General features: G+C 52.0%; 22 protein-coding genes, 1 tRNA gene and 1 CRISPR repeat array. Of the genes, 12 read left to right on the forward strand and 11 right to left on the reverse strand.

All coding sequences use genetic code 11. The features are described 5' to 3' along the window. Window positions 1-135: 135 nt before the first annotated feature. Complete coding sequence (locus H6F57_RS18910; protein ID WP_190626280.1) at window positions 136-915, reverse strand: hypothetical protein; 780 nt, start codon at window positions 913-915, stop codon at window positions 136-138. A 452-nt stretch (window positions 916-1,367) separates the two neighbouring features. On the opposite strand from H6F57_RS18910, the gene H6F57_RS18915 reads away from it, so the two are divergent. Beyond that, window positions 1,368-2,330: an alpha/beta hydrolase gene (locus tag H6F57_RS18915; RefSeq protein ID WP_199289645.1), complete on the forward strand. Its 963-nt coding sequence runs from the start codon at window positions 1,368-1,370 to the stop codon at window positions 2,328-2,330. Window positions 2,331-2,431: 101 nt separating this feature from the next. On the opposite strand, the gene H6F57_RS18920 is transcribed toward H6F57_RS18915, so the two are convergent. The 4 genes from H6F57_RS18920 to H6F57_RS28090 all read right to left on the reverse strand — a co-directional run bounded on the left by H6F57_RS18920 (window position 2,432) and on the right by H6F57_RS28090 (window position 5,260). After that, complete coding sequence (locus tag H6F57_RS18920; protein WP_190626281.1) at window positions 2,432-2,779, reverse strand: DUF5615 family PIN-like protein; 348 nt, start codon at window positions 2,777-2,779, stop codon at window positions 2,432-2,434. Then, entirely contained in the window at window positions 2,776-3,057 is a 282-nt protein-coding gene (locus tag H6F57_RS18925) for a DUF433 domain-containing protein (protein ID WP_190626282.1), read from the reverse strand. Before H6F57_RS18925 ends, H6F57_RS18920 begins: the two co-directional genes overlap by 4 nt. A 157-nt stretch (window positions 3,058-3,214) precedes the next feature. Then, window positions 3,215-4,525 carry an SGNH/GDSL hydrolase family protein gene (locus H6F57_RS18930; protein ID WP_190626283.1) on the reverse strand — a complete coding sequence of 437 codons (1,311 nt, stop codon included), beginning with the start codon at window positions 4,523-4,525 and terminating at the stop codon, window positions 3,215-3,217. A gap of 600 nt (window positions 4,526-5,125) precedes the next feature. After that, window positions 5,126-5,260: a hypothetical protein gene (locus tag H6F57_RS28090; protein WP_277873717.1), complete on the reverse strand. Its 135-nt coding sequence runs from the start codon at window positions 5,258-5,260 to the stop codon at window positions 5,126-5,128. 10 nt (window positions 5,261-5,270) lie between these two features. Between H6F57_RS28090 and H6F57_RS28095 the strand changes: the two genes are divergently transcribed. After that, entirely contained in the window at window positions 5,271-5,402 is a 132-nt protein-coding gene (locus H6F57_RS28095; RefSeq protein ID WP_277874301.1) for a hypothetical protein, read from the forward strand. Window positions 5,403-5,458: 56 nt separating this feature from the next. On the opposite strand, the gene H6F57_RS18935 is transcribed toward H6F57_RS28095, so the two are convergent. From H6F57_RS18935 to H6F57_RS18945, 3 genes are all read right to left on the reverse strand, one after another. Further along, on the reverse strand, window positions 5,459-6,772 hold the full coding sequence (locus H6F57_RS18935; protein ID WP_199289647.1) for a peptidoglycan-binding protein: 1,314 nt from the start codon (window positions 6,770-6,772) through the stop codon (window positions 5,459-5,461). A 79-nt stretch (window positions 6,773-6,851) separates the two neighbouring features. Continuing rightward, complete coding sequence (gene cobA, locus H6F57_RS18940) at window positions 6,852-7,667, reverse strand: uroporphyrinogen-III C-methyltransferase (protein WP_190626285.1); 816 nt, start codon at window positions 7,665-7,667, stop codon at window positions 6,852-6,854. Window positions 7,668-7,768: 101 nt separating this feature from the next. Next, window positions 7,769-8,788: a sirohydrochlorin chelatase gene (locus H6F57_RS18945; protein ID WP_190626286.1), complete on the reverse strand. Its 1,020-nt coding sequence runs from the start codon at window positions 8,786-8,788 to the stop codon at window positions 7,769-7,771. Window positions 8,789-9,037: 249 nt separating this feature from the next. Here H6F57_RS18945 and H6F57_RS18950 point away from each other — a divergent pair. After that, window positions 9,038-9,108: transfer RNA gene (locus tag H6F57_RS18950), tRNA-Gly, on the forward strand. 311 nt (window positions 9,109-9,419) lie between these two features. Then, a CRISPR array of direct repeats spans window positions 9,420-9,749; the repeat unit is 37 nt; unit sequence CTTTCAACCTCCCCTAGCCAGGGTGGTTGATTGTGAC. A 526-nt stretch (window positions 9,750-10,275) separates the two neighbouring features. Here the strand turns inward: H6F57_RS18950 and cas12k are convergent. Together cas12k and H6F57_RS18960 are read right to left on the reverse strand one after the other, a co-directional pair. Further along, on the reverse strand, window positions 10,276-12,165 hold the full coding sequence (gene cas12k, locus H6F57_RS18955; RefSeq protein ID WP_190626287.1) for a type V CRISPR-associated protein Cas12k: 1,890 nt from the start codon (window positions 12,163-12,165) through the stop codon (window positions 10,276-10,278). Window positions 12,166-12,286: 121 nt separating this feature from the next. Next, window positions 12,287-12,499: a helix-turn-helix transcriptional regulator gene (locus tag H6F57_RS18960; RefSeq protein ID WP_190626288.1), complete on the reverse strand. Its 213-nt coding sequence runs from the start codon at window positions 12,497-12,499 to the stop codon at window positions 12,287-12,289. A 96-nt stretch (window positions 12,500-12,595) separates the two neighbouring features. Between H6F57_RS18960 and H6F57_RS18965 the strand changes: the two genes are divergently transcribed. The 8 genes from H6F57_RS18965 to H6F57_RS19000 all read left to right on the forward strand — a co-directional run bounded on the left by H6F57_RS18965 (window position 12,596) and on the right by H6F57_RS19000 (window position 22,055). After that, window positions 12,596-12,901: a hypothetical protein gene (locus H6F57_RS18965; RefSeq protein WP_190626289.1), complete on the forward strand. Its 306-nt coding sequence runs from the start codon at window positions 12,596-12,598 to the stop codon at window positions 12,899-12,901. 2 nt (window positions 12,902-12,903) lie between these two features. Then, window positions 12,904-13,149 (forward strand): hypothetical protein, encoded by a 246-nt coding sequence (locus H6F57_RS18970; protein WP_190626290.1) that lies wholly within the window; start codon window positions 12,904-12,906, stop codon window positions 13,147-13,149. A 203-nt stretch (window positions 13,150-13,352) separates the two neighbouring features. Next, the gene (locus tag H6F57_RS18975; RefSeq protein WP_199294819.1) at window positions 13,353-14,831 is read left to right on the forward strand and encodes a restriction endonuclease; all 1,479 of its coding nucleotides are present in this window, start codon (window positions 13,353-13,355) and stop codon (window positions 14,829-14,831) included. Window positions 14,832-14,958: 127 nt separating this feature from the next. Further along, window positions 14,959-18,177: a DUF499 domain-containing protein gene (locus H6F57_RS18980; RefSeq protein WP_190626291.1), complete on the forward strand. Its 3,219-nt coding sequence runs from the start codon at window positions 14,959-14,961 to the stop codon at window positions 18,175-18,177. Window positions 18,178-18,215: 38 nt separating this feature from the next. Next, on the forward strand, window positions 18,216-18,644 hold the full coding sequence (locus H6F57_RS18985) for a hypothetical protein (protein ID WP_190626292.1): 429 nt from the start codon (window positions 18,216-18,218) through the stop codon (window positions 18,642-18,644). Between the two features lie 35 nt (window positions 18,645-18,679). Continuing rightward, window positions 18,680-19,420 (forward strand): hypothetical protein, encoded by a 741-nt coding sequence (locus H6F57_RS18990; RefSeq protein ID WP_190626293.1) that lies wholly within the window; start codon window positions 18,680-18,682, stop codon window positions 19,418-19,420. 1,403 nt (window positions 19,421-20,823) lie between these two features. Next, window positions 20,824-21,201, forward strand: coding sequence for a transposase (locus H6F57_RS28415; RefSeq protein WP_190626294.1), 378 nt, complete (start codon window positions 20,824-20,826; stop codon window positions 21,199-21,201). Window positions 21,202-21,233: 32 nt separating this feature from the next. Next, a complete protein-coding gene (locus H6F57_RS19000; RefSeq protein ID WP_190626295.1) occupies window positions 21,234-22,055 on the forward strand; it encodes a hypothetical protein in 822 nt (273 codons plus the stop codon). A gap of 18 nt (window positions 22,056-22,073) precedes the next feature. Here the strand turns inward: H6F57_RS19000 and H6F57_RS19005 are convergent, their stop codons facing one another. After that, window positions 22,074-22,355, reverse strand: coding sequence for a hypothetical protein (locus tag H6F57_RS19005; RefSeq protein WP_190626296.1), 282 nt, complete (start codon window positions 22,353-22,355; stop codon window positions 22,074-22,076). Between the two features lie 357 nt (window positions 22,356-22,712). On the opposite strand from H6F57_RS19005, the gene H6F57_RS19010 reads away from it, so the two are divergent. Beyond that, a complete protein-coding gene (locus H6F57_RS19010; RefSeq protein WP_190626297.1) occupies window positions 22,713-25,532 on the forward strand; it encodes a DUF1156 domain-containing protein in 2,820 nt (939 codons plus the stop codon). The last annotated feature ends 70 nt before the right edge of the window (window positions 25,533-25,602 follow it).

Below are 25,602 nucleotides of genomic sequence, written 5' to 3' on the forward strand. Positions count from 1 at the left end.
GGAAACTCACTCTATGAGCAGGGTTTTGATCATGATCACCATCCACTGGTTGGGGGGCGATCGCGCCCCTCAACCGTAGATCAATGTCTTTAGTACAAAAACGCTGCCATCAGCCGGGCGAGTTAGCCGACGCCTTTAACAGCCTCTCGGCGGTACTCGGCTACCCGCATTAATGCGGTTAAGGTTGTTGAGGTTTAGTAAGGCGCTGCCATAGCGCACTACGCTGGAGCTGGCTTGGCGCCCTCGACGCACTTGCAAATAGCCGCTGGGGCCAAAACTTTGAAATGTTTCTCCAGTGCTGAGGACTTTAGCCCCCTGCAAATTTTGAACCGCAAAGCCCGATACCGTATTGCCACTCACCTGGCCTTGTATACAAATCGCTTCCCCATCAACATAGCCAAAGACCCCTGTAATAGCGCTGCCCCGCTTGCTAAAGGTAAAGGTGACGCCGCCGTTTGCAAGTAGTGCAGCATCGGAGATAACACTGCTGCTAGGGGTACCGTTCCAGTAGCGGTAGGTACCGTCTGGCAAATCTTGCACTCGGCTGAGGGCAGGCCGTGGTGCTGGGTTAGGTTCTGATATAACTTGGGCTTGGGTAATCAGCATCACCCTTTCTGTGTCAGGGCACTCAGGGTTGCCCTGGCACGAAACCGCTTGAATGTTGTCCAATTCATAGGTGAACTGAACACGCTTGCCGACTAGATTTTGCTCACAAATATCAAAGTCCGCAAATTCTGTAAACTGTTCTCCCTGATTGTTTACTACTTCGACATAACAGGCGCGATCGCCCATATTTAAGCCTTGAACAGTACCTATGGCGGGCTGTTGAGCTTTGCTAAGCTGTACTAATAGTAGGGGTAAGCTCAGAGCTGTTAATGCGATCGAGAGCAAGAAGCTTGTTTTTTTATTCAGCATAATTTGGTAGTTGTAATAGCTTCTGACAAGTAGGTATCCCCAATTAAACGGTACTCTGATTGACTGAAAGCATTGCTATGCCGTTTGAAACAGAGGTGATTAAACAGGATAATTCACTATCAAAAAAAATCTAGAGATTAGTTAGAACACAGTACAGGCAAGATGGTTTGACTGCAAGATGCCTTGACCTAGACAAGGCTGTAACTCTGCTGTGATGCAGTTGGCCAAAATTTGGTGATTAGCCTATTGGAGATGAATCTATTTGAGCATACGTCTTGGTAAGCAGACACGCGTGTCTCAGAAAGCGCAGGATGCGTTGCAGCTTCAGGGATGTTGCAATCTTTAGCTTTCCTTCTGATCACAACGCACCATTCTACTCATAGGGCGATCGCCTAGAAGTGCCATGTAACTAACAAGCAGCGATTGTTGGCATAAATGTGAGAGTGTAGTCGTTGCTGACGGCGATCGCTAGACAGAAAGGACTACAAAAACAATTTGTAATTAGGAGTAGCATCTCTCTTGAGAGAGTCCCATGGAATATTAAGGCTTGTTACAGTCACAGAAATGGTGAGAATGGCAAGCGCATGTTTTTCAACCAAGCTTCTACCTCGCAATCCCAATTGAGTGAGCATTCTGTTGATCTGGGGGATTGCAGGATTTTTTATACTCAGGGTGGGCTGAAGTCAGATTCAGCCCCTATCGTGCTTCTGCACGGTTGGGGAATCTCTGCTGTGCCTTATCACGAAGTTTTGAACCTATTAGCACAGCACCATTCTGTAATTGCTCCTGATTTGCCCAGTTTTGCCCGCTCGCCCTACCCTAACCTCATTCCAGACTACGATGGCTACGCTAAATTTCTGCTTTCGTTTCTGGACGCCTTAAATCTTCAACAAGTACACCTAGTAGGGCACTCCCTAGGAGGAGGAATTGCGATTGCTTTATCTGCTCTTGCTCCAGATAGAGTGAAAAGCGTAGTTCTAGTAGATAGTACCGGCATCCCGACTGTATCTATCCCAGAGCTAATACCAAGAAGGGCAATTGAAATGATAGCCCAATTACTTCTCCCAAGGCAAAGACTAAAATTGGTTGATATTCCTCTGGTCTTCTCCTATAACCTTTTGTTCAATACGGGAAATATTATTCAAGCATTATTGCTTTCATTACGGGTAGATCTGAAACATCTATTGCCAAAAATTAAAGCTCCTTGCTTGTTGTTATGGTCAGAAAAAGATCTGACTGAACCAATAAGTATCGCGCGCGAAATGATTGCAACAATTCCGGATTCCAGACTAGTTACCGTAGAGGAAGGTTGGCACGAATGGGGGCTCTGGTATCCCGAAAAATTTACGTCGATCATGCTTGATTTTATTCATCAAGTCGAGCGTACCAACGCAGTTACAATAGGTCTTTCTTAAATAGGGAGCGATCGGCAAGCGTAGGTTGCGTTAGCGCACCATTCTTCCCATAGGGCGATCGCTCAACTGTGCTTCACGCTGCGCAATAACACACCCTACTGTTAAATGTATCGAACTTGATTTCGTATCTCTTCAGCAGTCACATGATTAAGAATAGCCAGTAGTCGCAGGGCAATATCCTGAGGCGATCGCCGAACCGCAAGAACTATCCCATAATGAATCTGCCCGGAACTAAAATAACTCTGCACCAGCGCTTCAAAGTCGGCTCTATTGTGCGTCACTAGAGTTCTTTGTTGGCTGACAGCATAGATGAGTTGCTCTGCATCCGTCGCCCGAAGCTGCCCCGCATCTCGTACAGTGATTGCATCAAAACCCCGCGCTCGTAGCAAATCTGCTACCAAGACATTTACATCTTCATCTAGGTATAGGCGAATAAATAAATTGTTCACAAACCTCGAACCAATGGATCGATTAAATCATCAGAAATATAATTTTTCTCAATGTATTGGTTGATCTCGTCTTGATGATCGCTGTAGTAGGTTAATGCACCAAAAACCTGCCCCAGAGTCAAGTGGGGCATCCCTTGAAAAATTTCCTCCGGTGCAACGCCCATGCGCCAGGTTTCGACAATTGCCCTAATCGGTGTACGGGTACCTCGGATAATGGGTTCTCCGCCGAGAATCTCGTCATCCCGCACCACATAAAGGTAGTCTGTCGCCTGAACCACGTTCACCTCCAAGGCAGCCAGCTTTTATTGTATCGTTATGTCAGAAGGCACCTCAAAACGTGAACTGCTCAAGGTATATACTACTGATCAGCCAATGTTATTTTCCCGCGAAAAGCTGGCTCCGAGCAAAGGCTTTCTCTGCATGAGAAACAATGCTTTAAAGCCCATAGGGCTCGGGTTGAAGCGCCACCTGGCTGGCGATCGCCTCATAAAGCCGGTCTGATATGAGCGTATAGGCCTCATCGGTTAGACCCGCTGGGCTTTGAAACGCCTGTCCAGCGAAGTTTTCATAGAGTGGGTAGAAATTTAACACCTGAGCATTGGCCGACTGTGTACTGGCTTGGTTGGCGACGGCGGCTAGGCCAGCAAACCCGGTACGCATTTGCTCCAGGTAGGCATTGTCTAGCTCGCCTAAAATTGCCGATTCTTCAGGAGTCAGGGACTCTGGCTTGCGGCTAGAGATTTCTGGCTCAATGCCAATGATGAGGCGCTTTTTGTTGGCCGCCGCCCAGTTCACCATCTGTCGCATGTGGCGACCATAGCGATCGATGCGCTGTTCGAGTTCGCCCTGGTCGGCGGGCATGCGATCGCTCAGGGTGGCATCCAGAGTGGGCGAGTAGAGATTGAGCGGTGCTGTCAGGCGTGGCTCTGCTTGCTGCCGTTGCAGCCCGTAGCGTTTAATGCCCTGCACTACATAGAGCTGGTCGAACCAAGTCTGCGTCTGCTCACTCAGCTGAGCACCAAGCGACTGGCTTTCGCCGGTCAAATATTGCTCTAGTCCCGGCACATCGCTGCCCCGGTCAGCGCTGGGCAACATCAGGTCGGCGTAGCCCCCCATCACCACCACGAAGTCTGGGTTGTAGGCGGCGACCCGCTGGGTCAACATGGCCAGCGCATTGCCCGATGCGTAGCCGGGTACCGCCGCATTCACCACTCGGTATTGCCCATCGCGAATGCGCGGTGGCAGCGCCAGGGCTTTTTGCACCTGGTCGGCCCGAAAGGGCAGCGCGCTGGGCTGAAACTGACCAGGGTTAGCCCGCTGCTGAGCGACTTGATCGTTGAGGCGGGCTTCTAGCTTGTTGGCAAAGGTGGTCTGGTTGTTGGAGCTGAGCTGGCCAAAAGCCGTCGAACCGCCGAGCACAAAGATTCTAATCTCCCCCGCCGCCTTAGCGCTGGGGACGGCTTCTTCGTCTCGAAAGCCGCTGTCGTTGATCTGCCAAAAATTGCTCTGTTGATTGCCCACCAGCCGATAGCCCAGCAGGGGGTCGCGCAGCGCGCTCAACTCGCCGTCGTCGGGCAGACCCGCATAAGGTTGGCCATCCCGGCTGACAAAGCGCAGGTGGTAGGAATTGATCACATCAGAGGCCGGATTGGCGGTGAAGCGATCGCTGGTACCTGTGGCGTGGGCCACCAACCGGGTTAGCAGCTCAATGCCAACAGGAATGCCAATTAGCAGTAGAAGAAACATCGCCAACCGTAAACGGCGACGCGATGCTTTCTTTCTGTATTGGTAACTGCTGTACATAAATTCGGCCACGCTCAAGTCCTACAGATCACTGGGCAAATTAGCAGATCGATTGTAGGCGATCGCTGCCCATTCACCTCAACGGCCCTCAAATTACATTAAAAAGCCTAGTTAGTCCATCAGTGCTGAGCTGCGCCCTATTCTAACCCCTTACTTTAGAGGCCAAAAGGGCAATGTATGTTCCGCAGCGGCCCAATTTTCTCGGAATCCTCACAGAACAGGTGCTTTAAGCCCACCTGAAAGCTATCGTGTAGTGCCAATTTACTCCAAACGGAGGATTGTGGAAATCTCTTAGGTGCAGTTGGGGACAACAAGCATGAACTTTTCGGTAGGCATCAGCTCAGGCAATTCAATTTTTTAAGGTTCTAAAAACAGTGTTTGGTCAGCCACGATCTCGCGACTTGTAAACGGCAACGGGTGAGTTTTTTGCGAGATTTTGGCTAGGGTCGATAATTTGTTCTACGCTGTTTTGGCTTGCAAACTACGGTTTGGAAAAAGCGGGTGCTGCGGAAGTTTGAGCAGTTGGTGCAGGGCGGCGATCGCTCAGCAGACGGTAGGCCGAAGGAATGTAGTAAACCGCCGGCAGGGTGGCTCCACCAGCAGCAGCACAACGCCGACTATCGTAGCCCTAATGGTGGCAATCACATGGTGGTTGCCCTGCAACACGACATCTTCCACGGCCTAAAGAATGACCCAGGTAAGCCTTGGGATGCTCTCGCAACCCCGGCTCGACCTGCTGCACACCTTGCCCACCCTGGGTCTACGTCTGCCCAAATTTCTAGCGGGAAGCACTCTAGGGCGGGCACTGGCCACCACCTAAAGCAGCCACAAACAGCTACAAGCCGTCATTGCCATTCAGGGCTGGAATAAATAGCTTCAAACCCCCAGGCTGGTGCGGGTGCGGGAGCCGACAACGCCATCGGCGGTTAGGGCTCGGCTGGCCTGATACTGGCGCACGGCGCGATCGGTGCCGGGGCCAAACACGCCGTCGGCTACTACCGGAATACCGGCGCGGGCGATCGCCTGCTGCACGGCCCGCACATCGTCGCCTCGTGTGTAGGGGTTGGCCAACCGCAGCACTCGGATAAAGGAGGGTGACGTTGGGGGCGGCGGGGTGCTGGGGGTCTGCTGTTGTAGCCTCGTCCAGGTTTCGGGGCCAACGACGCCATCGGCGGTTAGGGCTCGGCTGGCCTGGAACTGGCGCACGGCGCGATCGGTGCCGGGGCCAAAGATGCCGTCGGCGGTGACGGCGATGCCCTGGCGGCTGAGGGCCTGTTGTAGTGTCAGCACATCGCTGCCTGAAGTGAGCGGGTTGGTAAGCCGCAGCAGTCGGTTTTGGGCCGGGGGCTGGGCCGGGGGCGACTGTTGCAGCCTCGCCCAGGTTTGGGGGCCAACGACGCCATCGGCAGGGAGGCCCTGCGATCGCTGAAACTGCTCGACCGCGATCGCCGTCGCCGGGCCAAAGTAGCCATCGGCCACTACATTTGCCCCCCAGCGCACTAGCGCCTGTTGCACCTGCTGCACATCCTGACCGTTGGTGTAGGGGTTGGTGAGCGATAGCAGCCGCGCCTCTGGGGCGGTTGGCACCCCGCCGCCGCTCGACACCGTGGGCCGATTGGCCAGATAGGCCTGGGCCTCTTGACTGAGGTAGCGGTTACCGCTAGGGGTACGGCCACCCGCCAAATACCGCTGCCCAGCGGTGCTGAGGGCTACCCCCGGCGTGCCCGCCAAAAACACATTGGCTTCCGACAGGCGACGGCGCAGCAGCCCTTCTTCCACATTGGTGCCGGGGTTGCGGTAGAGAATGAGTGCCGCTTCCAGGTTTCGCCACTCCTGGTTGCGCAGCACCCGCGAAAGGGTTTCAAAGCCGCTGGCCCCGAAGAAGTTGGCCCCCAGGTTGTAGGCAAAGCTGAGAATTGCCCCCCGCTGGTTGTCATTCATGGTTGACCAGGCGGGAATGCGCTGCTGAGGCGGCAGGTAGGTGTTGGCGACCTGCATCATCAGCAACTCGTCGGCCTCTTCTCGGGTGATGCGATCGCCCAGTTTGAAGGGCTGGCCATTCTTATTGCGGGTTGAACCCCAACCAATGGTGATCGGCAAATTCCCGGTCTTGGGGTCTGGGTAGGCTTGCAGACTCAAGCCCTCAAAGGTTTTGATCAGGTCTAGACCTGGCGTGGGCACCCCGGCCATAGCAATTACCTCACGGAAAACGTTAGAACTTACCGCAAGTGTATCGATCTGGGGTGCCCTATAGATTTCTGCCGTAGGGTTAGGGCCAAAGGGTGCCGGTGGGGCGACAGTGGCCAAAAACCTCATGCCAATTCACCACTGAGCCGATGACGGCGATCGCCGGAGCTTCAAAGCCTGTCTCTGCCACCTGAGCCACGATGGTGGTCAGGGTGCCAATCAGCGTTTCTTGCTGCGGGTAAGTGCCCCAGCGAATCAGTGCCACAGGGGTGTCGGCGCTGAGGTCGGCAGCCAGCAGCTCGGCGGTAATTGTCCCCAAATTGTGAATACCCATGTACACCACAATGGTCTCAGACCCTTGGGCTAGGGCGCGCCAGTTCACCCTCGGGCGATACTTTCCTGCCGACTCATGACCAGTCACAAAGGTCACCGACGAACTCTGGCTGCGATGGGTCACCGGAATGCCCGCATAGGCCGGTACCGCTACTCCAGCGGTGATGCCCGGCACTACCTCTACCGCGATGCCTGCTTCTACCATGGCCGCCATTTCTTCGCCGCCGCGCCCAAACACAAAGGGGTCGCCTCCTTTGAGACGCACTACCACAGCGTGAACCCTGGCCTGATCGATGATCAACTGATTGATTTCCTCTTGCCCCAAAGAATGTCGACCGCGCCGCTTGCCCGCGTTGATCACCGTGGCCTGGGGGTTGATCATGGCCAGAATAGGAGCGCTCACTAAGGCGTCGTGGATGACCACGTCGGCGCACTCTAGCAGCCCCTTGCCCCGCAGCGTAAACAGGCCCGGATCGCCCGGCCCAGCGCCGACCAGGTAAACCATGCCGTAGGACTGACCCCCATGGGGCGGAAAGGCTATAGGCTGAGATGCTGCCGACACCATAGGCGTGATCCAATCCAAACAAAAAACAAAAAGGCTAGCTCAGGAAACTTGCCATCCCCTAGGGTAGACCGTTGCCGACCCGTCGTCGCTAGTGGCCCTACCTAGGACACTAGCGACGACGGATGAACCGCGTGGCGAAAGGCCACCCGTTGCATCGGTACCAGCGCCTGCGGGGGCTTGGTCGGTGTGCGATCGAGGGCGAGGTCAATCACTAGGCGGGCCAGCTCAGGCGACGGCCCCAACGGCGGCAGCAGGTGAAACCCCATCTGCGGAAAGCGCTCGGCCAACTCTTCGGTATGGTGGGTAATAGCATCGGTGGTGCTGCCCGCAAACAAGAAGTAGGGCAAAATCGCCACCCGCTGCACCCCACTCTGTATGTAGTGAATCACCTGAGTGTCTAAGCTGGGGGCCACAGCCCAAAAGGCAGCGGTGCCCCCTAGCCCCTGGGCCAGGTCGCAAATGGGAGCATTACCCCCCGGGCGGCGGCTGCCGTGGCTCAGCACAATCAGGGCTTCGGTGGCGGTGGTGCGCAGCTTGTGGCGCAAGAGATTGATCAGACCGGGATGACTTCCTAAGTGCGGGCAAACCTCTAGGCTTAAACCCGGCAATGCTTGGCAGGCCAGCTCAACCTCCGCTGGAATGTCTTCCATTACGTGGACGCCAGCCAGCAGAAACAAAGGGATCACCCGCACTCGGTGCACCCCTGCGGCCTGGGCCCGCTGGCTAAAGGCGACAATTTGCTGATGTAGCGGCACGGCTCCAACTTCGAGGCAAGCGGTACCCACCAGTGGGCCACTCACCTTCTCAGCCTGAGAGACTCGACTGCGAAAAATGCCGGCTTCTTCCTCAATGAGGCCAGTCATGCTGGGTCGCAGCCAGTCTAACGCTGGGGCCCGTCGCAGAAATGATGCCGCCTGGCTAGCCGCCGATCGCCCTGTTGTTGCCCGTTCGACAGGCTCCGAACGACTATCGGAACGGTTTGGGGGGCTGGGGTGGTTCCCTCTCCAGCCAGTTTCGTGCGATCGCACGAAGCTGGCTAACCGCTCCATGCCCTGGGCGGGTCGAGGGTCACGGCTACCGTGAGACACCAGTAGATAAGCTGTCGATGCAGATGCAGACACAGGCAAACTCTAACTCTCTAGACAACAGCAGCAAATCATCCACACACCGCTCAACACCTGGGCTAGCACACTACAGAGGGTAAATCTTGCTGTCTTGTAACAGGTAGTGCTGGCTCCTCATTATAAAGATCTAGTTCAGAGCATCTGGTATCGTATCCATCAAAAGGGGTGAGGGTTAGTCACCTTGATACTTGAGCGGCCCAGGTAGCTCAACTCCTAGGCCCATTGTGGTAGAGTAAAAATTGGTTTGCGGGTGTAGTTTAGTGGTAAAACCTTAGCCTTCCAAGCTAATGATGGGGGTTCGATTCCCCCCACCCGCTTTGTACTGTTGAGCGACAGTTTATTTGTCCGTAGCGGCAACTTGGCTGTCACAGCGTCAATTTGAATGTCTCTCCGATCTTCTGTAACCTTTCCTTAGCGCAGGTTACAGAAGATCTGTGCAGTGCACATTATTTGTCAGCAGTGACACAATGATGTCGCCAGAGCTATGTTTCTGTCATCGGGACACAACTGTGTCGTCAACCCACTGGTAACACATTATTATCTTCTAAGAAGCCTGTAGAAGGCTAAGGTTTTACCTTTCAACTCGCTTATACCTTACAGTCAGCGCTGGTAGCGCTTATTAGGATTTCCTTCAACTTCCATTGGCTAATGTGGTTGATTGTGACAGTGTTACAGCCTTGACAGGCCGAGGCTTGGAAAAACTTTCAATCTCCCCTAGCCAGGGTGGTTGATTATGACGGCCTGGCTGCGCAGCCGCTACCCTGGAATCAGTGGCTTTCAACCTCCCCTAGCCAGGGTGGTTGATTGTGACGCCACATCGACCACTACCGGCTAGTCATCGACTGCTTTCAACCTCCCCTAGCTAGGGTGGTTGATTGTGACGTGCGATCGCAGCGTGAACCCTGAGTAGTCGAGCAGGGTCTTTCAACCTCCCCTAGCCAGGGTGGTTGATTGTGACCGCAGGCTCCTCAAAGGCTCTTAGATTAAGGCTTTCAGAAGTCATTTGCGCGGATCGGCACATCATCCCGACTTTACTGGTTAAGTCGTAGGTCTTTTGACCTTTACAAAAGTCTGAAATACCTGTCAAGCGGGCATTTCAGACTTTGCGCGAATCGCTCAGGATAATTCCACCCTGAAAAAGACCCTCAAACCCAGTATTGGAGCGAGTTCCCCCTTGCTCGGGGGTGATTTGGTAGCCGCTACAGCAGTACATCCGCACCCCTATTGCTGGGAGCGCACCTACGCCATAATTGAAGTTACTAGCACATCAACTATGACTTAATCTCTTCGGAGAAGCCTAAGCCTCTCGTCCGACAGCATCAGGGCGAGTAGCTACCAGGGCCAGAAAGCACGGCTGTCATCCGACAGCCAAACTAACCCTTATTTCACACGACTCAGAGGCCAAAGCATGAGTCGCGGCGCTATTGAGATATTCAATTTTCCAGGTTCAAAGCTTTTGGCCTATTGTAGTGCAGACTTTAGTTCTAAGATACTACTGCCTGTCTGGATTCATAGGCTGCGATCGCAACTGCCTTCGCCATCTCACTGGCATTCTGCTGCCAGGGCTGTTTAACAGCCTCTATGGCCAACCCGTTCTGGGCGGCTTTGCTCGCAATTTGAGCGAGCAGTCTGCCGTAGCTCCACTTGTGGATGCTGCTTTTATACTGCTTGGCATAGCGTTTCTGACCTTCTACGCAGCCCGGAGCCTTTTGCTCGGCCTTGGTCTGAATTTCGGCCTGTAGAATCTCTCGAATGTTATCGAGCTTAGGAATTGCTATGCTGCCCGCCCCGTATTGCTGTGCTGTCGCTATCACAGCCTTCGCTAGGAGTCGGTCTACATGCTCCCCGAGCTTAGAAGTGCCAAATTGATTGTTTTTGCCATGACGCTGGGTTTTGTGGCGACTATGGGATTGTTTACCTTGTTCTCGCCGTTGCCGAAGAAAGAGGGCATAGTCTTTCCCCAGTAGCTGCCGGAGGTTTCGGTACACCAGCACTTCCTGGGTGCTTGCATTCCAGATGACAAGAGTTAGGGGATGATCCCAGCCCAGGCTGAGGCCAGCAATAATGTGGGATTGGCCTGGAGATCGTGGTTGGCTGAGTCGGTCAAAGGGGCTGTTTAGTCGCTCTAGGGTAGAGGTGAGCCGCTTGGCGTAGCTTTGCTGGGTATCCGATAAGGTGCTCTTCTCGCTCAGCCGGGTGAGCACCTTGGCGGTCTCTGCGGCTTTCTCCTGGCGCACTTCCTCGGTGCCCTCAGCGCTCCAGAGGCGGACATCAACAGTGCAGGAGAGGGTGAGGTAGTGGGTATCCCAGGGTTGGCCCTTGCGATCACTTTCTTGCCAGGAGATGCGGGCTGAACGCAGGGCAAAGAGGGCGCTGGAATGCTGGTTTTTGCTGGCTCGTTTGGTTGTTTGATCTTCTAGAAAGCGCTGAAACCAAGGAAGCTGCCGCTGGTCACAGTAAATCTGGAAGGTGTGCTCGCTGAGCCCGTTAAAGCGCACACAGAGACGACCGGCTTGGTTTTGAGACCAGACCAGGTCTTCGTTGGTTTCAAACAGGATGGGGAAAGGGATGGTGCGAGGCTGGGCCAGCAGCTTGTCTTGCCACTGCTTGTGCTCGCGGTTGTCCCTGGGCACGGTGGTAGTGGCGGTGAGCAGGGTCGAGAGCCAGGCTTGCCCGCTCAGGTCGCGACCTTTGGGGATGCGGGCTTCGAGTTGATTTTGGAGGCGTTGCACCTGAATTTCGGCTTTGCGACGGCGATGGGCAAATTTTTCGAGATCTTCAGGCTTATCAAGAAGTTGGCCACCGTTTTTGAGTAAATAGGCAGTGGCACAGCGGATTAGGGCTTGTTTGGCACCATCGTGCTTCTTGAAGAGTTGCGCCCTGATCAAATCTTTTTTTGATTTGCCTTGGCTACTCTCGGCCTTATCCATCTCAACAGCTTTTTCAATCTGAGCCAGAATTTGAGCGGCTTTTTTCTGGACAGCGCCTAAATCTTGGCCGCACATCTCGGTTAGCTCCTCATCACTTTTGAGGATGGTGAGCCACATCTGCTTGCCAGATATTTGGTGCTGGAGGCGACTCTGGAGGGTAAACCAGGACTTGAAGATATAGTTGACGGCTTTTTCAGCAGAGGCGTAAAACCGAGCAGGCTGGCCGGAGAAGGGAGTCTCAGTCTTCAGGCTTTTACAAAGCTGGGTGACGACATCGGCGGGGTGTCTGCCTTTAAGTCGCCAGATTTCAAAATCCTCATGAGTGACGACAGCTTGAATGAGAGCGTTGATTAAGGGAGTGTTTTTCTCTGCGGCCAGCATCCACAGGTATTGCCGGGTTGTGGGTGAAGCGACAAGGCGGCATTGAATTGTTTTTTGAGCCATGAGCTTTCGCTGCTACGGATAGTGCAAATGTATCATTTGCTGCCCGCTAGTTCAAGCCCTGCTTAGCCATTGAAGTAACCCGCTATGCTTACCTGATTGCCAGGGAGCAACGGAAGGAGAGCTAAGACTCATCTGGCTCGTAGATGATGAATTCTCCCGGTTGCCAGCCGTAGGCCCGGCAAATTTTTTCGATCACATCGCCAGTGGGGATGTAGCCAGGGTCATCGCACAGCCGATAGGCGGTTGCTCGACTGAGCCCGGTGTCTTGCCAAAAGCGATACCGGGTGATGCCTTGCTGGTCAATTAGGCCTTTGATGAGGTTCTTTGCTCCCATCTCATCATATTGCCAGCATTCCCATATTGCACCTATGTCTAAAAAATGAGAATAATAGAGTTGAAAGCCACCGCATCAGCTTGGTCGACAAGAGCGGTGGCTGACCCCTTACATGAAGCCAAAACCATGATGACAGACAATACCCGTTACCAAACGGCTTACCGGACGGCGAAAGCCTGTGCTGGCGAAGCTGTTGAGGCGCTGTACTCGGTTTACTGGGCAGACAGCTTTGATGCTGAACGGCTGGAGTCGAGGCTGGCTGAAATGATCGCCTTCTTTACCCGAAATGCTCGGAGTCTCTCAGAGCCACACCCGCATCCTAAAGAGTTGGAGCAGCAGGGCGACGAAATTGCTATTCCCTCAGCACTGCTGCTGGTCAGCACTGAAGTGGGGAGGAAGTAAGTATGTCTTCAGAATCCTCGAACCCGCCGCTAGCTGGGCTGCCCAATCGCACCCCGTCCGATCATCTCCGGTTGCTGGCCATTGGCAACCCTGATGTGGTGAACTCCTGTGTGATGTCGCTGTTCCGGCTGGGCTATGCTCGCCCGGAGGAGTGGTCAAGGCTGTTGCCGGGGGCTATGCCTGGTGAGGTGATGCGAATCTTGACTAAGCGAGTGACGCCCTCAGATCAGGTTGAGAGCGTTTTATAAAGACTGTTTAAACCCGGTAGAGCCTGCCGGGTTTTCTTTTCCCCCAGATCAGCAGGGCTACGTCTTTTTATTCTTAGCTTCGCAAGGAGGCTTAAGGCGATCTGAGCTAGATTCCTATTTTTGGGATGGCGCAGTTAGATTAGGGGAATATTTAAACTACCAGCAAGCTAAATCTGCCCTTATTGCCTCTGAGGAGAATAATATTGGGCATTCTAACCAATATGCTAAGTCCTAGCCTGTCATTTGCTGATGCGACCGTTGCAGTACTGACTGCAGAGGGCAAGCCGCTGCATTATAGGGAGATCACTCAGCGAGCCCTGACTCAGGGGCTAATTCGGACTGATGGCAAAACTCCTGAAGCGACGTTGAATGCCATTTTGGCAGTAGATATTAAGCAAAAGGGCCAGACCAGCCGATTTGCTCGGGTGAAGCCTGGCGTCTTTGGTCTTAGAGAATGGGGCCTGACGGGCATTAATGGGCAGATTGGCGATGTTTTAGCGTCTGAAGATGATCGACGGGTTAGGGTTCCTCACTTTCCACTCTATTCCGAAGTTAGGTTGGTGCTGCCGATCTGGCACGGGCGGTTGCGATCGCAAATCACCGGCCTCCGCTCCACCATTTCTTCCCTGTGGGGTAGTCCTCAATCCCCTGTAAACTGGACAAATCCTGATGTCTGGATTCCGGAGCGGTTGCAGGCGCAAGACCGTGAACTGGCTGAGGCAATTTGGCGGAAAACTAATAAGTGTGTGAATCCACGCCATGTATATGGACACTGGTTGTTGGCATGTACCTATAGCTTGCTGACTGAGGCTGATGATGGCCGGATGCTGTTAACTGATGTTGGCCAAGACTTTATTGACTGCCTACTAGGCGATACGGTTACGTCTATTGACGAACAGGAAGGAATTCTCAAGATTCTGACTATTGCAGCTGAGAAGGGCACAGGACGAAGGGGAGACTTTGTGCCAGAGTGGGCCGACTATCTCAATCGCTATTCTCGGTTTGGGACAGATAGCACCATTAGAGATACGCTGACCCGTCGCTTGCAGAATATTTTGGAGAGAGGGTTGCTGGACAAGGCTGGAACTACATACAGCATCACCGATGAAGGTTTGGGCTATTTGGGCAAAACCGGAGGGGCAGAAGACACAGGTATCGTTGGAGAAGTCCAAGAAATTTTGGAACTGGTGAAGCGGCAAAAGGCTGGAGTCCGAGCCAGTATGCAGGAGGTCTTAGAAATGATGGATCCCTATGCTTTTGAGCATCTAATCAAGCAGCTCTTAGAGGCAATGAACTATCAGAAGGTGATGGTCACCTCACCCTCAAATGATAAAGGGGTCGATGTGGTGGCTGATATTGAGTTGGGCATTACTTCTGTACGAGAGGTTGTGCAGGCGAAGCGCCAGAAAACCAATGTTCAGCGTCCAGTACTGGATGCTCTGCGAGGGTCGTTGTATCGGTTCCAAGCGGTACGAGGCACCATTATCACGACTGGAAATTTTTCGAAGGGTACAGTGCAGGTGGCGTTTGAGCCGGGTGCTCCTCCCATCACTTTGATTAATGGAGAAAAACTAATTGACTTGTTAATTGAATACGGTTTAGGAGTCCGAAACCGCACGATTGAACTGTTGGAGCTGGATGCGGATGCCTTTGTGCAAGTACTTAATGAAGATGCTACTTAATTTTCTACCCGCAGGTCATCTGACTGATTTCATAAGCAATCCTTAGAAGTAATGAGTAGGGTTTCACCCTAACCCCGCATCTCTAACTTAAACCTCTAATTTGTATAACGCCTAAAGAGAACGTTCTATGCTGTCATCCGTCTTCGATACCTGTGTCCCGAGAGACGAGATTCGTGCCGGTGACCTTTCTCTTGACCTGTTCGCAGCCAAGCTCCGACCCGTGGTGGAGGGGAAGGCTCCTCAGATTTACCAGCAGCCTGCGGTTTTTCTGGCCAATACCTTTCCAACCGATGGTCTGAAAACCCTGATTACCGAGGTCTTTGGGCGGCTGACCGGGAGGTTGATCGGCTCCCCAGTCATTCGGCTAGAGACTAGCTTTGGGGGCGGCAAAACCCACGACGAGATTGCTCTGTGGCACATGGCCAAGCAGGGGCGGCGGATCGATGGGCTCAACCGCTTTGTGGACGATATTTCGCTGATTCCAGATCGCCCGATCCAGGTAGCGGCGGTGGATGGACGGGATTTAGACCCAGAGGCGGGGGTATACCACCCTGAAACGGGCATCACCACTTATACCCTCTGGGGCGAAATTGCCTATCAGATCGGCGGCATTGACGGCTACCAACTGCTGCGGGGCGCGGACGAAAATCGCATCAGCCCTGGCACATCGGTGATTGATCGCCTAATTGGCCAAGAACCGACGCTAATTATCTTAGATGAGATTGCGCGCCACCTGCGGGCGGCCAAGGCCAAAACGGTGGGGCAGAGCACCCTGGCCGAGCAGGTGGTGGCCTTTTTGTTCTCGCTGATGGATCAGGCGGCCTCCTGCAACAACCTGGTCTTCGTCTATTCCCTGGCCTCGGAGTCCGACACCTTTGCTAAAGAAACGGCGGAGATTCAGCAGGAGCTGATTCGGGCTTCGGCCCGACAGGAGCGGGTGCTGAGCCCCAGTACTGACATCGAGGTTTACAACATTGTGCGGCAGCGGCTGTTTGCCAGCATCAGCGCTGAGGCGGCGGAGAAAGCCGCTGAGGAATATCTGCAAGCCTTTCGGGCTAGCCGGGTAAACCTGCCCGATGGCTGTAAAGATGCGACCTACGCTAGGGCGATCGCCAACAGCTACCCCTTTCACCCCGAGCTGTTTAACCTGCTGACCAAAAAGATTGCCTCCATCCCCGAGTTTCAGCGCACACGGGGAGCCCTGCGCCTGTTCGCCCGGCTGGTGCGTTACCTATGGCAGCACCAAGATAGTCGCATGCTGATGATTCACCCTCACCACCTGCCCGTGGGGCTAGAGGAAGAAATCACTAGCGACCTAACCTCACGCCTCCAGCGGCCCCTGATGCGCATGCCGATTGGAGCTGATATTTACAACCCCACGGGTCGCGAAGCCCATGCCCAACTGCAAGACCAGGAATGGATCAGTGCCGGCAAGCCGCCATTCTCCACCTGGGTAGGCCGCACAATTTTTCTCCACTCTCTCACCCAGGGAATCTCATCAGGCATTCGCCGCACTGAGCTGAACCTGTCGCTGCTGACTCCAGGAGTAGACATTAGCTTCGTAGACCGTGCCCTAGAACGGCTGAGCGGTGTGGCCTGGTATCTCGATGTAGACCCCATCACCTCCGTGGCCCGGTTCAAAGAAGAACCCTCGATTAACAAAATCATTGCTGAGGAGAAAGAGCAGGTTGGTGTCACCGAGGCTAAAGAAGAACTCCGCACCCGGCGCGATACCATCTTTGCCACCAAGTTCTTTCAGCTGGTGACTGGCCCTGAGGGTGCCCATGATGTGGACGATGACCCCAACACCATTGCCCTATGCATCATCGACTTTAACGAGGCGAAGATCGGCAGCTCCACCGACGGCCCGCCAGCGCTGATTGAGCAAATTTTTAACAACACAGGCGAGTCGGGTAAGTTTCGCACCTTTCGTAATCGGCTGCTGTTTTTGCTGGCTAACGACCAGGAACTAGACCGGGCGATCGACATCACGCGGGAGTTTAAGGCGGTGCGGGCGATCCTGCGCAGCCAAAACCGCATGGATGACCTCTCGGAAAACCAGCAACAGCAACTGAAAGGGAAAGAAGGGAGCATGGATTTGGATGTGCGTATTGCCTTGACTAACGCCTACCGCCACCTGTTTTACCCGGCTAATGACCCGGTGAAAGCACCCAAGGGGTTGATGCACTATCCTTTGCCCGCCCAAGATGCTAGCACCGTCAAGGGCAACCAGCAGGATGTGGTGCTGAAGGCGCTGAAGGACTGCGGCAAGGTGCGCGGCGAAGATGCGGCCCCCTACGCCCCTGCCTACCTGTTGCAAAAGGTGTGGCCCACGGGGCTCGACCACTGGACGACCAAAAGCCTGCGGGAGCAGTTTGCTAAGGATTTAGCTCTGAACATGTTGCTAGATGCGGAGGTGGCCAAGCTGCGGGATACCATCCGCAAGGGCTTAACCGAAGGCCAGTGGGATCTCAAGGTGGGCGAGCAGCTCTACATCAAAACTGATGGGGCGGCGGTGGGGACGCCCACCACCATCGAGTTTTCTGAGCGGGCGGAGCTTTACCGGCGGGGACTGCTGAAGCCCCCCGAGCCGAGGGTGGTGGAGCTGAGTGCCCAGCTGTTGGCCGGAGGTGACGACGAGCGGACGGTACAGGTGCGCTGGCGGGCCAAGGAGGCGTTGAAGGTCAGCCTGTACCAGGATGGTGAGATTCTCCAGCAAGAGTTCTTGCCGTCTGATTCTTACGAATGCCAGGTTGCCCGCACAACTCAGTACCGACTAGTGGCAGATTATGGCTCTGAAGAAACAGCAGAGGCAAGCTGTAGTGCGGTCATCTATCCCCGTGGCGGTGATCCAAAACCGGACAATGGTAACGATGGCAAAGGAATATATCCCCCGCTGCTGCTGAGGCCCACGGAGCATGAGCTCGATGGTAGTCTCAATAAGGTTTTCAACGACCTGAACGATTGGACAAGAGATAAGCAAGTCAGTGCCATCACAGATATGACGCTGACCGTGGCGGATATAGTGGACTACCGCAAATTTGGGACGACTCTGCCGCTGCTAGTACGTTACCAATTAGAGGTTGAGCAGTTCATCACTATCCAAACGGGGCAACAGTTCGTGCGGCTGGAGTATCAGGGAGATGTGAAAGGCTTTCAGAGTTTCTTCAGCACCATCAACGGTTTGCTGAACCAACAGAATGCTCAAGCAATGCTCAATCTCAAGATCAAGTTCAGGTTTGATCCAGCGATCGCGCCTAATAGCCCAGAACTCAAAGCTCTTCAGCAGGCGCTGTCCCGAAACCCGGTCGAACGTCTGAATCTCCATGTGCGAGTAGAATATTAGACCGGTGACGCTCTCTCGTTTTGGGATTAGCTAGGGCTATGCAAGAGTTTCAGCTTCGCGTTGTACCCCTGAGCAACAATGACTTTGCCCTGGAGCTGTACCAGTGTGCCTACAAAAAGGCAGGAGAAAAGAAGCGCCCAGCGGCTAAGCGAGTGGGACGGCTGAAGGGCAAGCCGCTGGTGCAGGCTCGGCAGGCGATTTACCAGGCGCTGAAGACGAATAACTATGACCCTAAGACGCTGGGCTATAAGCGGCAGACTCCCTATGTGCTCAGTGAGGCCTCGGGGGTGAATCTGGCGCTGCTGTTTCAGGCGTTGCAGCCGTTGTCGAAGCCAGAACGAATTGCCAATGTGACGGAGGGTATTGCAGCGATGAGCAATGAGGAGGCACATTACTGGTTTGGCAAGGTTAGCAATGGCAAGAAGCGACCAGCTCTAAAGGCCATGCGAGTCTTGTTAGGAGAATAAGTACGTATATTTTAAACAAGGTTAATAGAAGTGTTATGGGGTTTAATCCTGAGGGCAGAAAGATTAATAATCCTTGGCAGCAAGCAGAAGACTTTTTCGATCAAAGATTAAAACTTCTTGGGCTTTCTAAGGAGCAAATTGAAGCTTATGTATCTGTTGAAGAATTGCGCGATGCACTTCAAAGAGTAGATGATTGCATTAAAAATATAGATCAATTTGCCAAGTTCAGTATTAGTGCTGAGATGGGTCTGATAGCATCTTCAGCAAAATCCACTGCTGAATTTGGAGCCTTGCCGATACTCTTAGAAAGAAAAAAACTCATTACTGATCGTATTAGAATTCTGACTCAAGGCAAACAGATTGATAATCTAAAAGATCTGATTTCTGAGATACCTAAGGAGTTTCAGCCAAAAGTCTCCTCATCTCTTGAACAAATAATATCTGAATTCCAGAAGCAAAATAAGGAGAAAGATGAAATTGATAAGCAAGTTAGAGAAGCTGAAATAGAGGCGATACGAAAAAGAGAAGAATTTGAGCGTGAAATCACAAGACTTAAAGAACGCTCAAAAGTATGGCTTTCTTTTTTGGCTAGAGAGTCAGTCGCATCAATAGTCGGAGCAATCTTATTGATTGTAATAACAATCGCTCAACTGATTGCAATGCATCCTAATGTAGAAACGACGGAAATCTTAAATAACAGCTTCCTCGTAATTTTAGGATATTTTTTTGGCCAAGCTGTCAATAAAAGCACTGCAAAGCAAGATACGGAGGAATAGCTACGCAGTCATCATCACAGGATGAGTGTTTCTGGCACTGGTCTCTTAACAGGTGATGAATCTCTATAATCAGTGCTGCACAATAGTTATAGTCAATTAATCCTGCAATCTCAAAAGTGCTTACTAGGCAAGGCTGTAGCTGACTATCATCTGCTAGCAGACCAGTTCCCAGGATGAGAGAGCCTGTCATGGCTATGAAGTTAATTGTGAAGTCATACAGGAGAATCGTTTCATGTGGGTGCTGAGATTTTTAGCCCCCACTACCTTGCCACAAGAGGGGCAAACACGCTTTCCCCCTGACTTACTAGACTTCTGTGAAACACCCGAATCCCGCGCAAACTGCTTTGCGAGGCGAGTCACTTCCTGATGATGATAACGTTCGAGGTGAGAAACGAAACTGCAACTTAAGACATGTTTTTCGCAAAATTGACAGGCTACAGTTCGAGAGCCTGCTTTGTCGGCGTCACCTCCAAGCCTGTTAGGCTGAGGCAGATTGGCTGTGATGTTGATGCAGCCATAGATTGTCAGTGAGTAAAGGTGCCCGTAATCGCGCTTCAGGATTGCCTTAGTAATTCCCATGGCTCTTGCAACACGTGCTTCTGATATATCGAATAGTAGGCCCTCACTCTCAGTTTTACTGAGACTACGCAAGATACCCAATAGAACCACTAGCTTTTGCTGATCTTGCTTACTACGGCTGCGGAACAGTGCCAATGCTTGGCGGCGTTGCTTGGCGTCTTGCCAGTAGCGCTGCCAGCATCCGTGTACCTGCCAGGGGTAGCCTAGGCTATCGAAGTACACGCAGTCTCCGTTACCGTTTGTGTGATAGTAAACGTGATCGCGGCACCACTGGCAGCGCGTTAGGTAGGTCTCAGCTTTGGATAAATCGATCTGGACATTGGCATTGCTACTAGTTTGGCGACTACCGCAATGATGCCTGCCTCCTTCAAAATCCCATGGCTGCCAATTGCCGGGCGACATTTCAGATATCAGAATTGGCTGGCTACAGCTACGGCAGAGGCGAGGGTAGGCAACCATAAATCAAGACATCTCTGAGCGATGAGGATTACTGCTGGATCGGCCTTACTTCTTAAAGCACATAGGCAATGAATTTTGCATAAGCGCCTATCGAGTTAATGTGAAATTTCTGAACAAATCATTTCCAAGCTTGAGAGTGAAGATCTGTGACAGACAAGGCCCACTTATGAAGGGTAGACCGTTGCTTCCCGGTTTAAGGGATCACCACACTTCTCGGAAGAGGACGCTTAGCAATCATACGGATTAAGTCATGACCGGTCTGAAAGGTGGAGCAGAGACGATATCCACCCTATAGGCCTACAAGCTTGTGGCATTAACGCACTTCCTGTTTGACAGTAAGGCTCAGGGTTAACCGGCTTTACTCCATGGAACTGAGCCGTCGGGAGTGCATCGAGTTGCTAGAGCAAATCAGATGGGGAGGAGAGCCACAGTGCCCGTACTGCGGCTCTAGGCGGGCTTCGCCTATAGAAAAAGGGCTGCGACACCACTGTAACGCCTGTTTTACGTCATATAGCGTTACAGTTGGGACGCTGTTCCATCAAACTCATGTAGATTTACAGAAATGGTTTAGAACGATTTTGCTTGTTCAGGCGTCTTCAGGTAGCATTAGTTCGAGAAAATTGGCGTGTGAGATAGGGGTAAGCAAGAATACTGCGGCCCAGATGCTCAAGCGCCTACGAGAGGTTGAACTTCAAGAACGCAGGTTGTTGAGGGTCATTGCTAAGGCAGTAGATAAATTATAGTAATTCCATAACGGCATATGGACAGAATCAGGGTGCTCTCCAAGCCTTCGGTCAATATTACTCTGCTATTGATCGTCGTCGGTACTGTGGGCTTTGTTGGTTTTTCGCTTCCATATTTAAACTTCTTAAGTACGCAAGGGCAACTCTTAGAAGGGATTAGCCTTTTTATAAGTGGCTTAAGTCTATTAGTGCCATTAGGCTTTAGTGCTTATGAAATAAAACAATCGGCTCTAGAGCAGAGTGAAAAAAAGCAAAATGAGCTTGGCATACAAATCATTCAAAATAATCTTATTCAAACCCTCAACAGCCAAGAATTTATTTTAAGAGAACAAAACCAACTGGGGCCTCGTGATCATTTACTTGCCTCTAACTTTGGGAGTGAGGAAATTAGGAATATGATTCCGCCTATTCTGGCGGATAAAGCTGATGTATTGCTTAGCGAAGCCTATCGAATTACTACCCAAGTAGATTTCCTCAGAAGCATTGTTGCTCATCTTGAAGGGAACAAAGAAACACTTAAATCTATTGCTGTAGAATCTTCCAATGAAGTCCTGAGTCGATTAACTGAAGACAGGCTGAAAAGTTTAAGCCTTAATGAACTAAAAGATCGCAGTTCATTTTATGGCGACATTTACAAGTACTTAATGGGCTGGCTAAAGAAAAGTATAGAGTGCGATTTTCCAATGCCGGAGAATCGTATTGTCCAGGCAAGCCTAGATCGGAAATTGTACTTGGATACTTTAAGCAATATCCGGGACACAAAAATCGGTAAATTTGGTTTCTCTGATGAGCGCCAAGAAAATGTTGTAAGACGATATCTCAACATTCTTATCGATCATTTAGGAGCGTCATAGCCCTACCTAACTAGAGCCTCAGTAGGAAGGATTTTGATACTTGCTCCAATCTGTATTTTGAACGTCTTCCTCAAGTTTGATGAGTTCTTCCTCATAGTTGGTTATGGCAAGCTTTTGAATATCTTCAAGAGATGAAACTAATTCCTCAACAGTTTCTGTCGCTTGCGCTGCTTGAGGGGTAAGGTTGGGATCTTGCATAGTTAACTGTTGTTCCACTAACTTCAAGAGAGCTAAAGCCTTGCGAGCAAGACTTTGAACTGTTCCCTCCTGACCTAGAACCGGCTTCCAATTGTCAACCATGGTTAACCCCAGTTTTGAGTTGTTTAACTCAAAGCGCTAAGAATTACTTCAAAAAAAAACTGAAGCAAAAACGCCTTGAGCTATGCGCATGGTAACTATTCCAGCTTTTGAGGGTCTACACCACAAACTGGGACACTTTGACAACTTCTGCCGAGAGATCGTAAGGGGGTTTTTCAAGGACGCCTCTCAATATAGTACAGACGAACTATCATGGCAAGCAAGCGTTGAGTTTCATTGACTTGCTTTGTGAAGGGTCTGTAGTCCTTGCTAAATGGGCATCTTGCGGATGAAGGTGTAACTATACTGAAAAGCTATTACCACTCACCTGCCAGTACTCCCGCACCTAGATTCGTCAGTATGACTACCCCCACCCGCCCTGCTGTCTTTATTGAGAAGATTTTTCCGGTGACGCTGCTGAATAAGCAGGTGTATTACGAGCATGGGGGCAACCCATTTAAGGGGCTGCATCGGTGGTATTCGCGTAAGCCGCTGTCGTTTAGCCGGGCGAGTGTGTTGGGCTCGCTGCTGCCGGATACGGTGACGATGGAGGAGTTTGAGTATCTGCTGGGGCTAAACCGGCGGGTGGCGGGGCACTCGGATAGCACGACGAAGCTATATAAGACGCCGCCGAGCCCGGAGCGGATTAAGCAGGTGCATGACCTGTGTGAGCAGACTTGGGGCACGCGCATGCCGACGGTGCTGGATGCGTTTGCGGGGGGTGGCAGCATTCCGTTTGAGGCGGTGCGGTATGGGTTGAATGTGCTGGCCAGCGACCTGAACCCGGTGGCGGTGGTGACGATGAAGGCGGCGATGGAATACCCGCTAAAGTTTGGGCCAGATTTGCAGCATGAGATTGACAAGTGGGTGAAGTGGGTTGGCGATGAGGCGGAAAAGCGGTTAGCGGAGTTTTTTCCGTCGCAGGAAGGGGAGACAACAATTAATTATTTATGGGCACACACTGTCAAATGTCCCAATTGCGAATCAGTTATGCCTTTGAGTCCAAATTGGTGGCTTTATAGGCGTTTAGGTGAATCTAATTATCGATACTGGTGTGCTGTTAAGCCTATCAAAAATGTCTTGAACAAGAAAATTGATTTTCAGCTAGTTGCAGGGGGGAAGGGACATGGAAAAACCGTTAAATCTGGCGAAGGAGATTATGATCCTGATATTTTGTCGACTATAAGCAGGGGAGTGGCAAAGTGCCTCAATTGTGGAGAGGTTGTTGAAGAAGAACTCATTAAATCATTTGCCCAGTCTTATGGCCTAGGAAGTCAGTTATACGCAGTTGTCTTCAGAAGGCATGATAAATCGCTGGGTTTTAGAATACCTGACGAATCTGACCTTAAAGCCTACAAATGCTCTATAGAGCACTATTTGGAAAGACAGTCTTTTTTGGAAATAGAGAATTATATTCCCAATCAATCAATACCTTCTAATACTCAACGTGGCCCTGACCTATTTCTTTATGGAATTAATCGATGGGTAGAAACCTTCAATCAAAGACAGCTTTTAACTCTTGCTACGTTCTCTGAAGTGATTGATGATGCTAGGAAAAAGATAGAAGAAGAGTTGCCTAATGAACTAGAAGCAATAATCACTTACTTGTCGCTGATTATTGATAGATGCGCTGACATGAACTCTAGGCTATCTAGGTGGAGAGGTAATCCACCTGTTCCCGCTGGCGTTTCATCTTCGCATTCACTTAATTTGATGTGGAATTATCCAGAAACGACTCCACGCAAATTATGGGAGTGGTGCTCAAAAACGGTCTCCTCAGAGTATATGGAACTGACGAAAGACTATTTGGGCAAAAACTCTCAAGGATTAGTTTTTGATGAGACCAAAGAAGATAATTTAGGGATCATTAGTATCAATGTGGCATCGGCTGACAATCTAACGCATTTGTCCAAAGGATCTGTTGATGTAATCGTGACAGATCCTCCGTACTATGATTCAGTTCGTTATGGAGAAATATCGGATTTCTTTTATGTCTGGCTGCGCGTAAATTTACTAAAGATTTTACCTAATTTATTTTTAAATGATTTAACGGATAAAGATAATGAGGCGATAGCTAATCCAGGGCGCTTCCGGAACATGGGCGAAAGCCCTGAAGAACTTGCCAACCGCGACTATGAAGCCAAAATGGCCCTCGCCTTTGCCGAATACTTCCGCGTCCTTCGCGACGACGGCGTCATGACCGTCCAGTTCAACCACAAAGACTCCGGTGCCTGGGACGTGCTTGCCAAATCCCTCATCGATGCGGGCTTTGAAATCACCGCCAGTTGGGCCGTCAGCACCGAGAATCCGCAAAACCTGCACCAGGCCCAGAAAAACTCCGTCTCCAGCACCGTCCTCCTCGTCTGCCGCAAGCGCGACCCCAACGCCGGTTCCGCCTGGTGGGATGACCTGCGCCCCGAACTCGCCAACCTCGTCGAGCAACGCGCCCCCGAATTTGAAGCTAACGACATCGGCGGCATTGACCTCTACCTCAGCGCCTTTGGCCCTGCCCTCAACGTCTTTAGCCGCGCCTGGCCCGTGCTCGACAGCTCCGGCGTCGAAATGCGCCCCGAAGTCGCCTTTGGGGAAGCTCGTAAGGCGATCGCCAACTACCGCTTCCGCAAACTACTCGAAGCCGACACCGCTGGGTTCGACCCCCTCACCCAGTGGTACATCCTCGCCTGGGATGCCTTCCGCGCCCGCGAGTTCCCCTTTGATGAAGCGCGGCAGCTCGCCCTCGCCGTCGGCGGCTTCAACGTCCGAGACTTAGATAAAACCCACAAGCTGCTCGACTCCGCCAGCGGCACCTGTAAACTGCTCACCCCACAGCAGCGCCTCAAAAAACGAGCCTTCTCCACTAATCCCGACGAGTTTACCGCCGCCGCCCTGGTCGATGGCCTCCACGCCATCATTGCCCTCTACCTCGAAGAACAAAGCATCGACCCCGTCCGCCGCTTCCTCAAAACCACGGGGCTGCTCAGCAACGACCTCTTCATGCGCGCCTGGGAAGTGGCTCTCAAGGCGATCCCCCACATCGGCGACGAGCGCAAGCGCATGGTGGAAGAGAAGGCTCTGGCCGACCTATGGCTAGCAATGGATGAAATTCAGGCCAAGGTGCTCTACGTGCAGCCAGAGCTGGAGCTTGAAGGGGGGCAACAATCGCTAAATCTAGATTTTTAAGTTCTCAAGAAATATGATTGCTGTCCCATAACGAGAAAATGTTGGTATATCAATGGTTTGGGGCATTTAT

This window comes from Leptolyngbya sp. FACHB-60 (genome assembly GCF_014695775.1).
Classification (GTDB): Bacteria; Cyanobacteriota; Cyanobacteriia; order Phormidesmidales; family Phormidesmidaceae; genus Nodosilinea.

Coding starts and splice junctions, on each gene's coding strand:
- H6F57_RS18910 (WP_190626280.1), bottom strand. CDS start 915: ATGCTGAATAAAAAAACAAGCTTCTTGCTCTCGATCGCATTAACAGCT.
- H6F57_RS18930 (WP_190626283.1), bottom strand. CDS start 4,525: ATGTTTCTTCTACTGCTAATTGGCATTCCTGTTGGCATTGAGCTGCTA.
- H6F57_RS28095 (WP_277874301.1), top strand. CDS start 5,271: ATGACCCAGGTAAGCCTTGGGATGCTCTCGCAACCCCGGCTCGACCTG.
- H6F57_RS18935 (WP_199289647.1), bottom strand. CDS start 6,772: ATGGCCGGGGTGCCCACGCCAGGTCTAGACCTGATCAAAACCTTTGAG.
- cobA (WP_190626285.1), bottom strand. CDS start 7,667: ATGGTGTCGGCAGCATCTCAGCCTATAGCCTTTCCGCCCCATGGGGGT.
- cas12k (WP_190626287.1), bottom strand. CDS start 12,165: ATGGCTCAAAAAACAATTCAATGCCGCCTTGTCGCTTCACCCACAACC.
- H6F57_RS18960 (WP_190626288.1), bottom strand. CDS start 12,499: ATGGGAGCAAAGAACCTCATCAAAGGCCTAATTGACCAGCAAGGCATC.
- H6F57_RS18970 (WP_190626290.1), top strand. CDS start 12,904: ATGTCTTCAGAATCCTCGAACCCGCCGCTAGCTGGGCTGCCCAATCGC.
- H6F57_RS18980 (WP_190626291.1), top strand. CDS start 14,959: ATGCTGTCATCCGTCTTCGATACCTGTGTCCCGAGAGACGAGATTCGT.
- H6F57_RS18985 (WP_190626292.1), top strand. CDS start 18,216: ATGCAAGAGTTTCAGCTTCGCGTTGTACCCCTGAGCAACAATGACTTT.
- H6F57_RS18990 (WP_190626293.1), top strand. CDS start 18,680: ATGGGGTTTAATCCTGAGGGCAGAAAGATTAATAATCCTTGGCAGCAA.
- H6F57_RS28415 (WP_190626294.1), top strand. CDS start 20,824: ATGGAACTGAGCCGTCGGGAGTGCATCGAGTTGCTAGAGCAAATCAGA.
- H6F57_RS19005 (WP_190626296.1), bottom strand. CDS start 22,355: ATGGTTGACAATTGGAAGCCGGTTCTAGGTCAGGAGGGAACAGTTCAA.
- H6F57_RS19010 (WP_190626297.1), top strand. CDS start 22,713: ATGACTACCCCCACCCGCCCTGCTGTCTTTATTGAGAAGATTTTTCCG.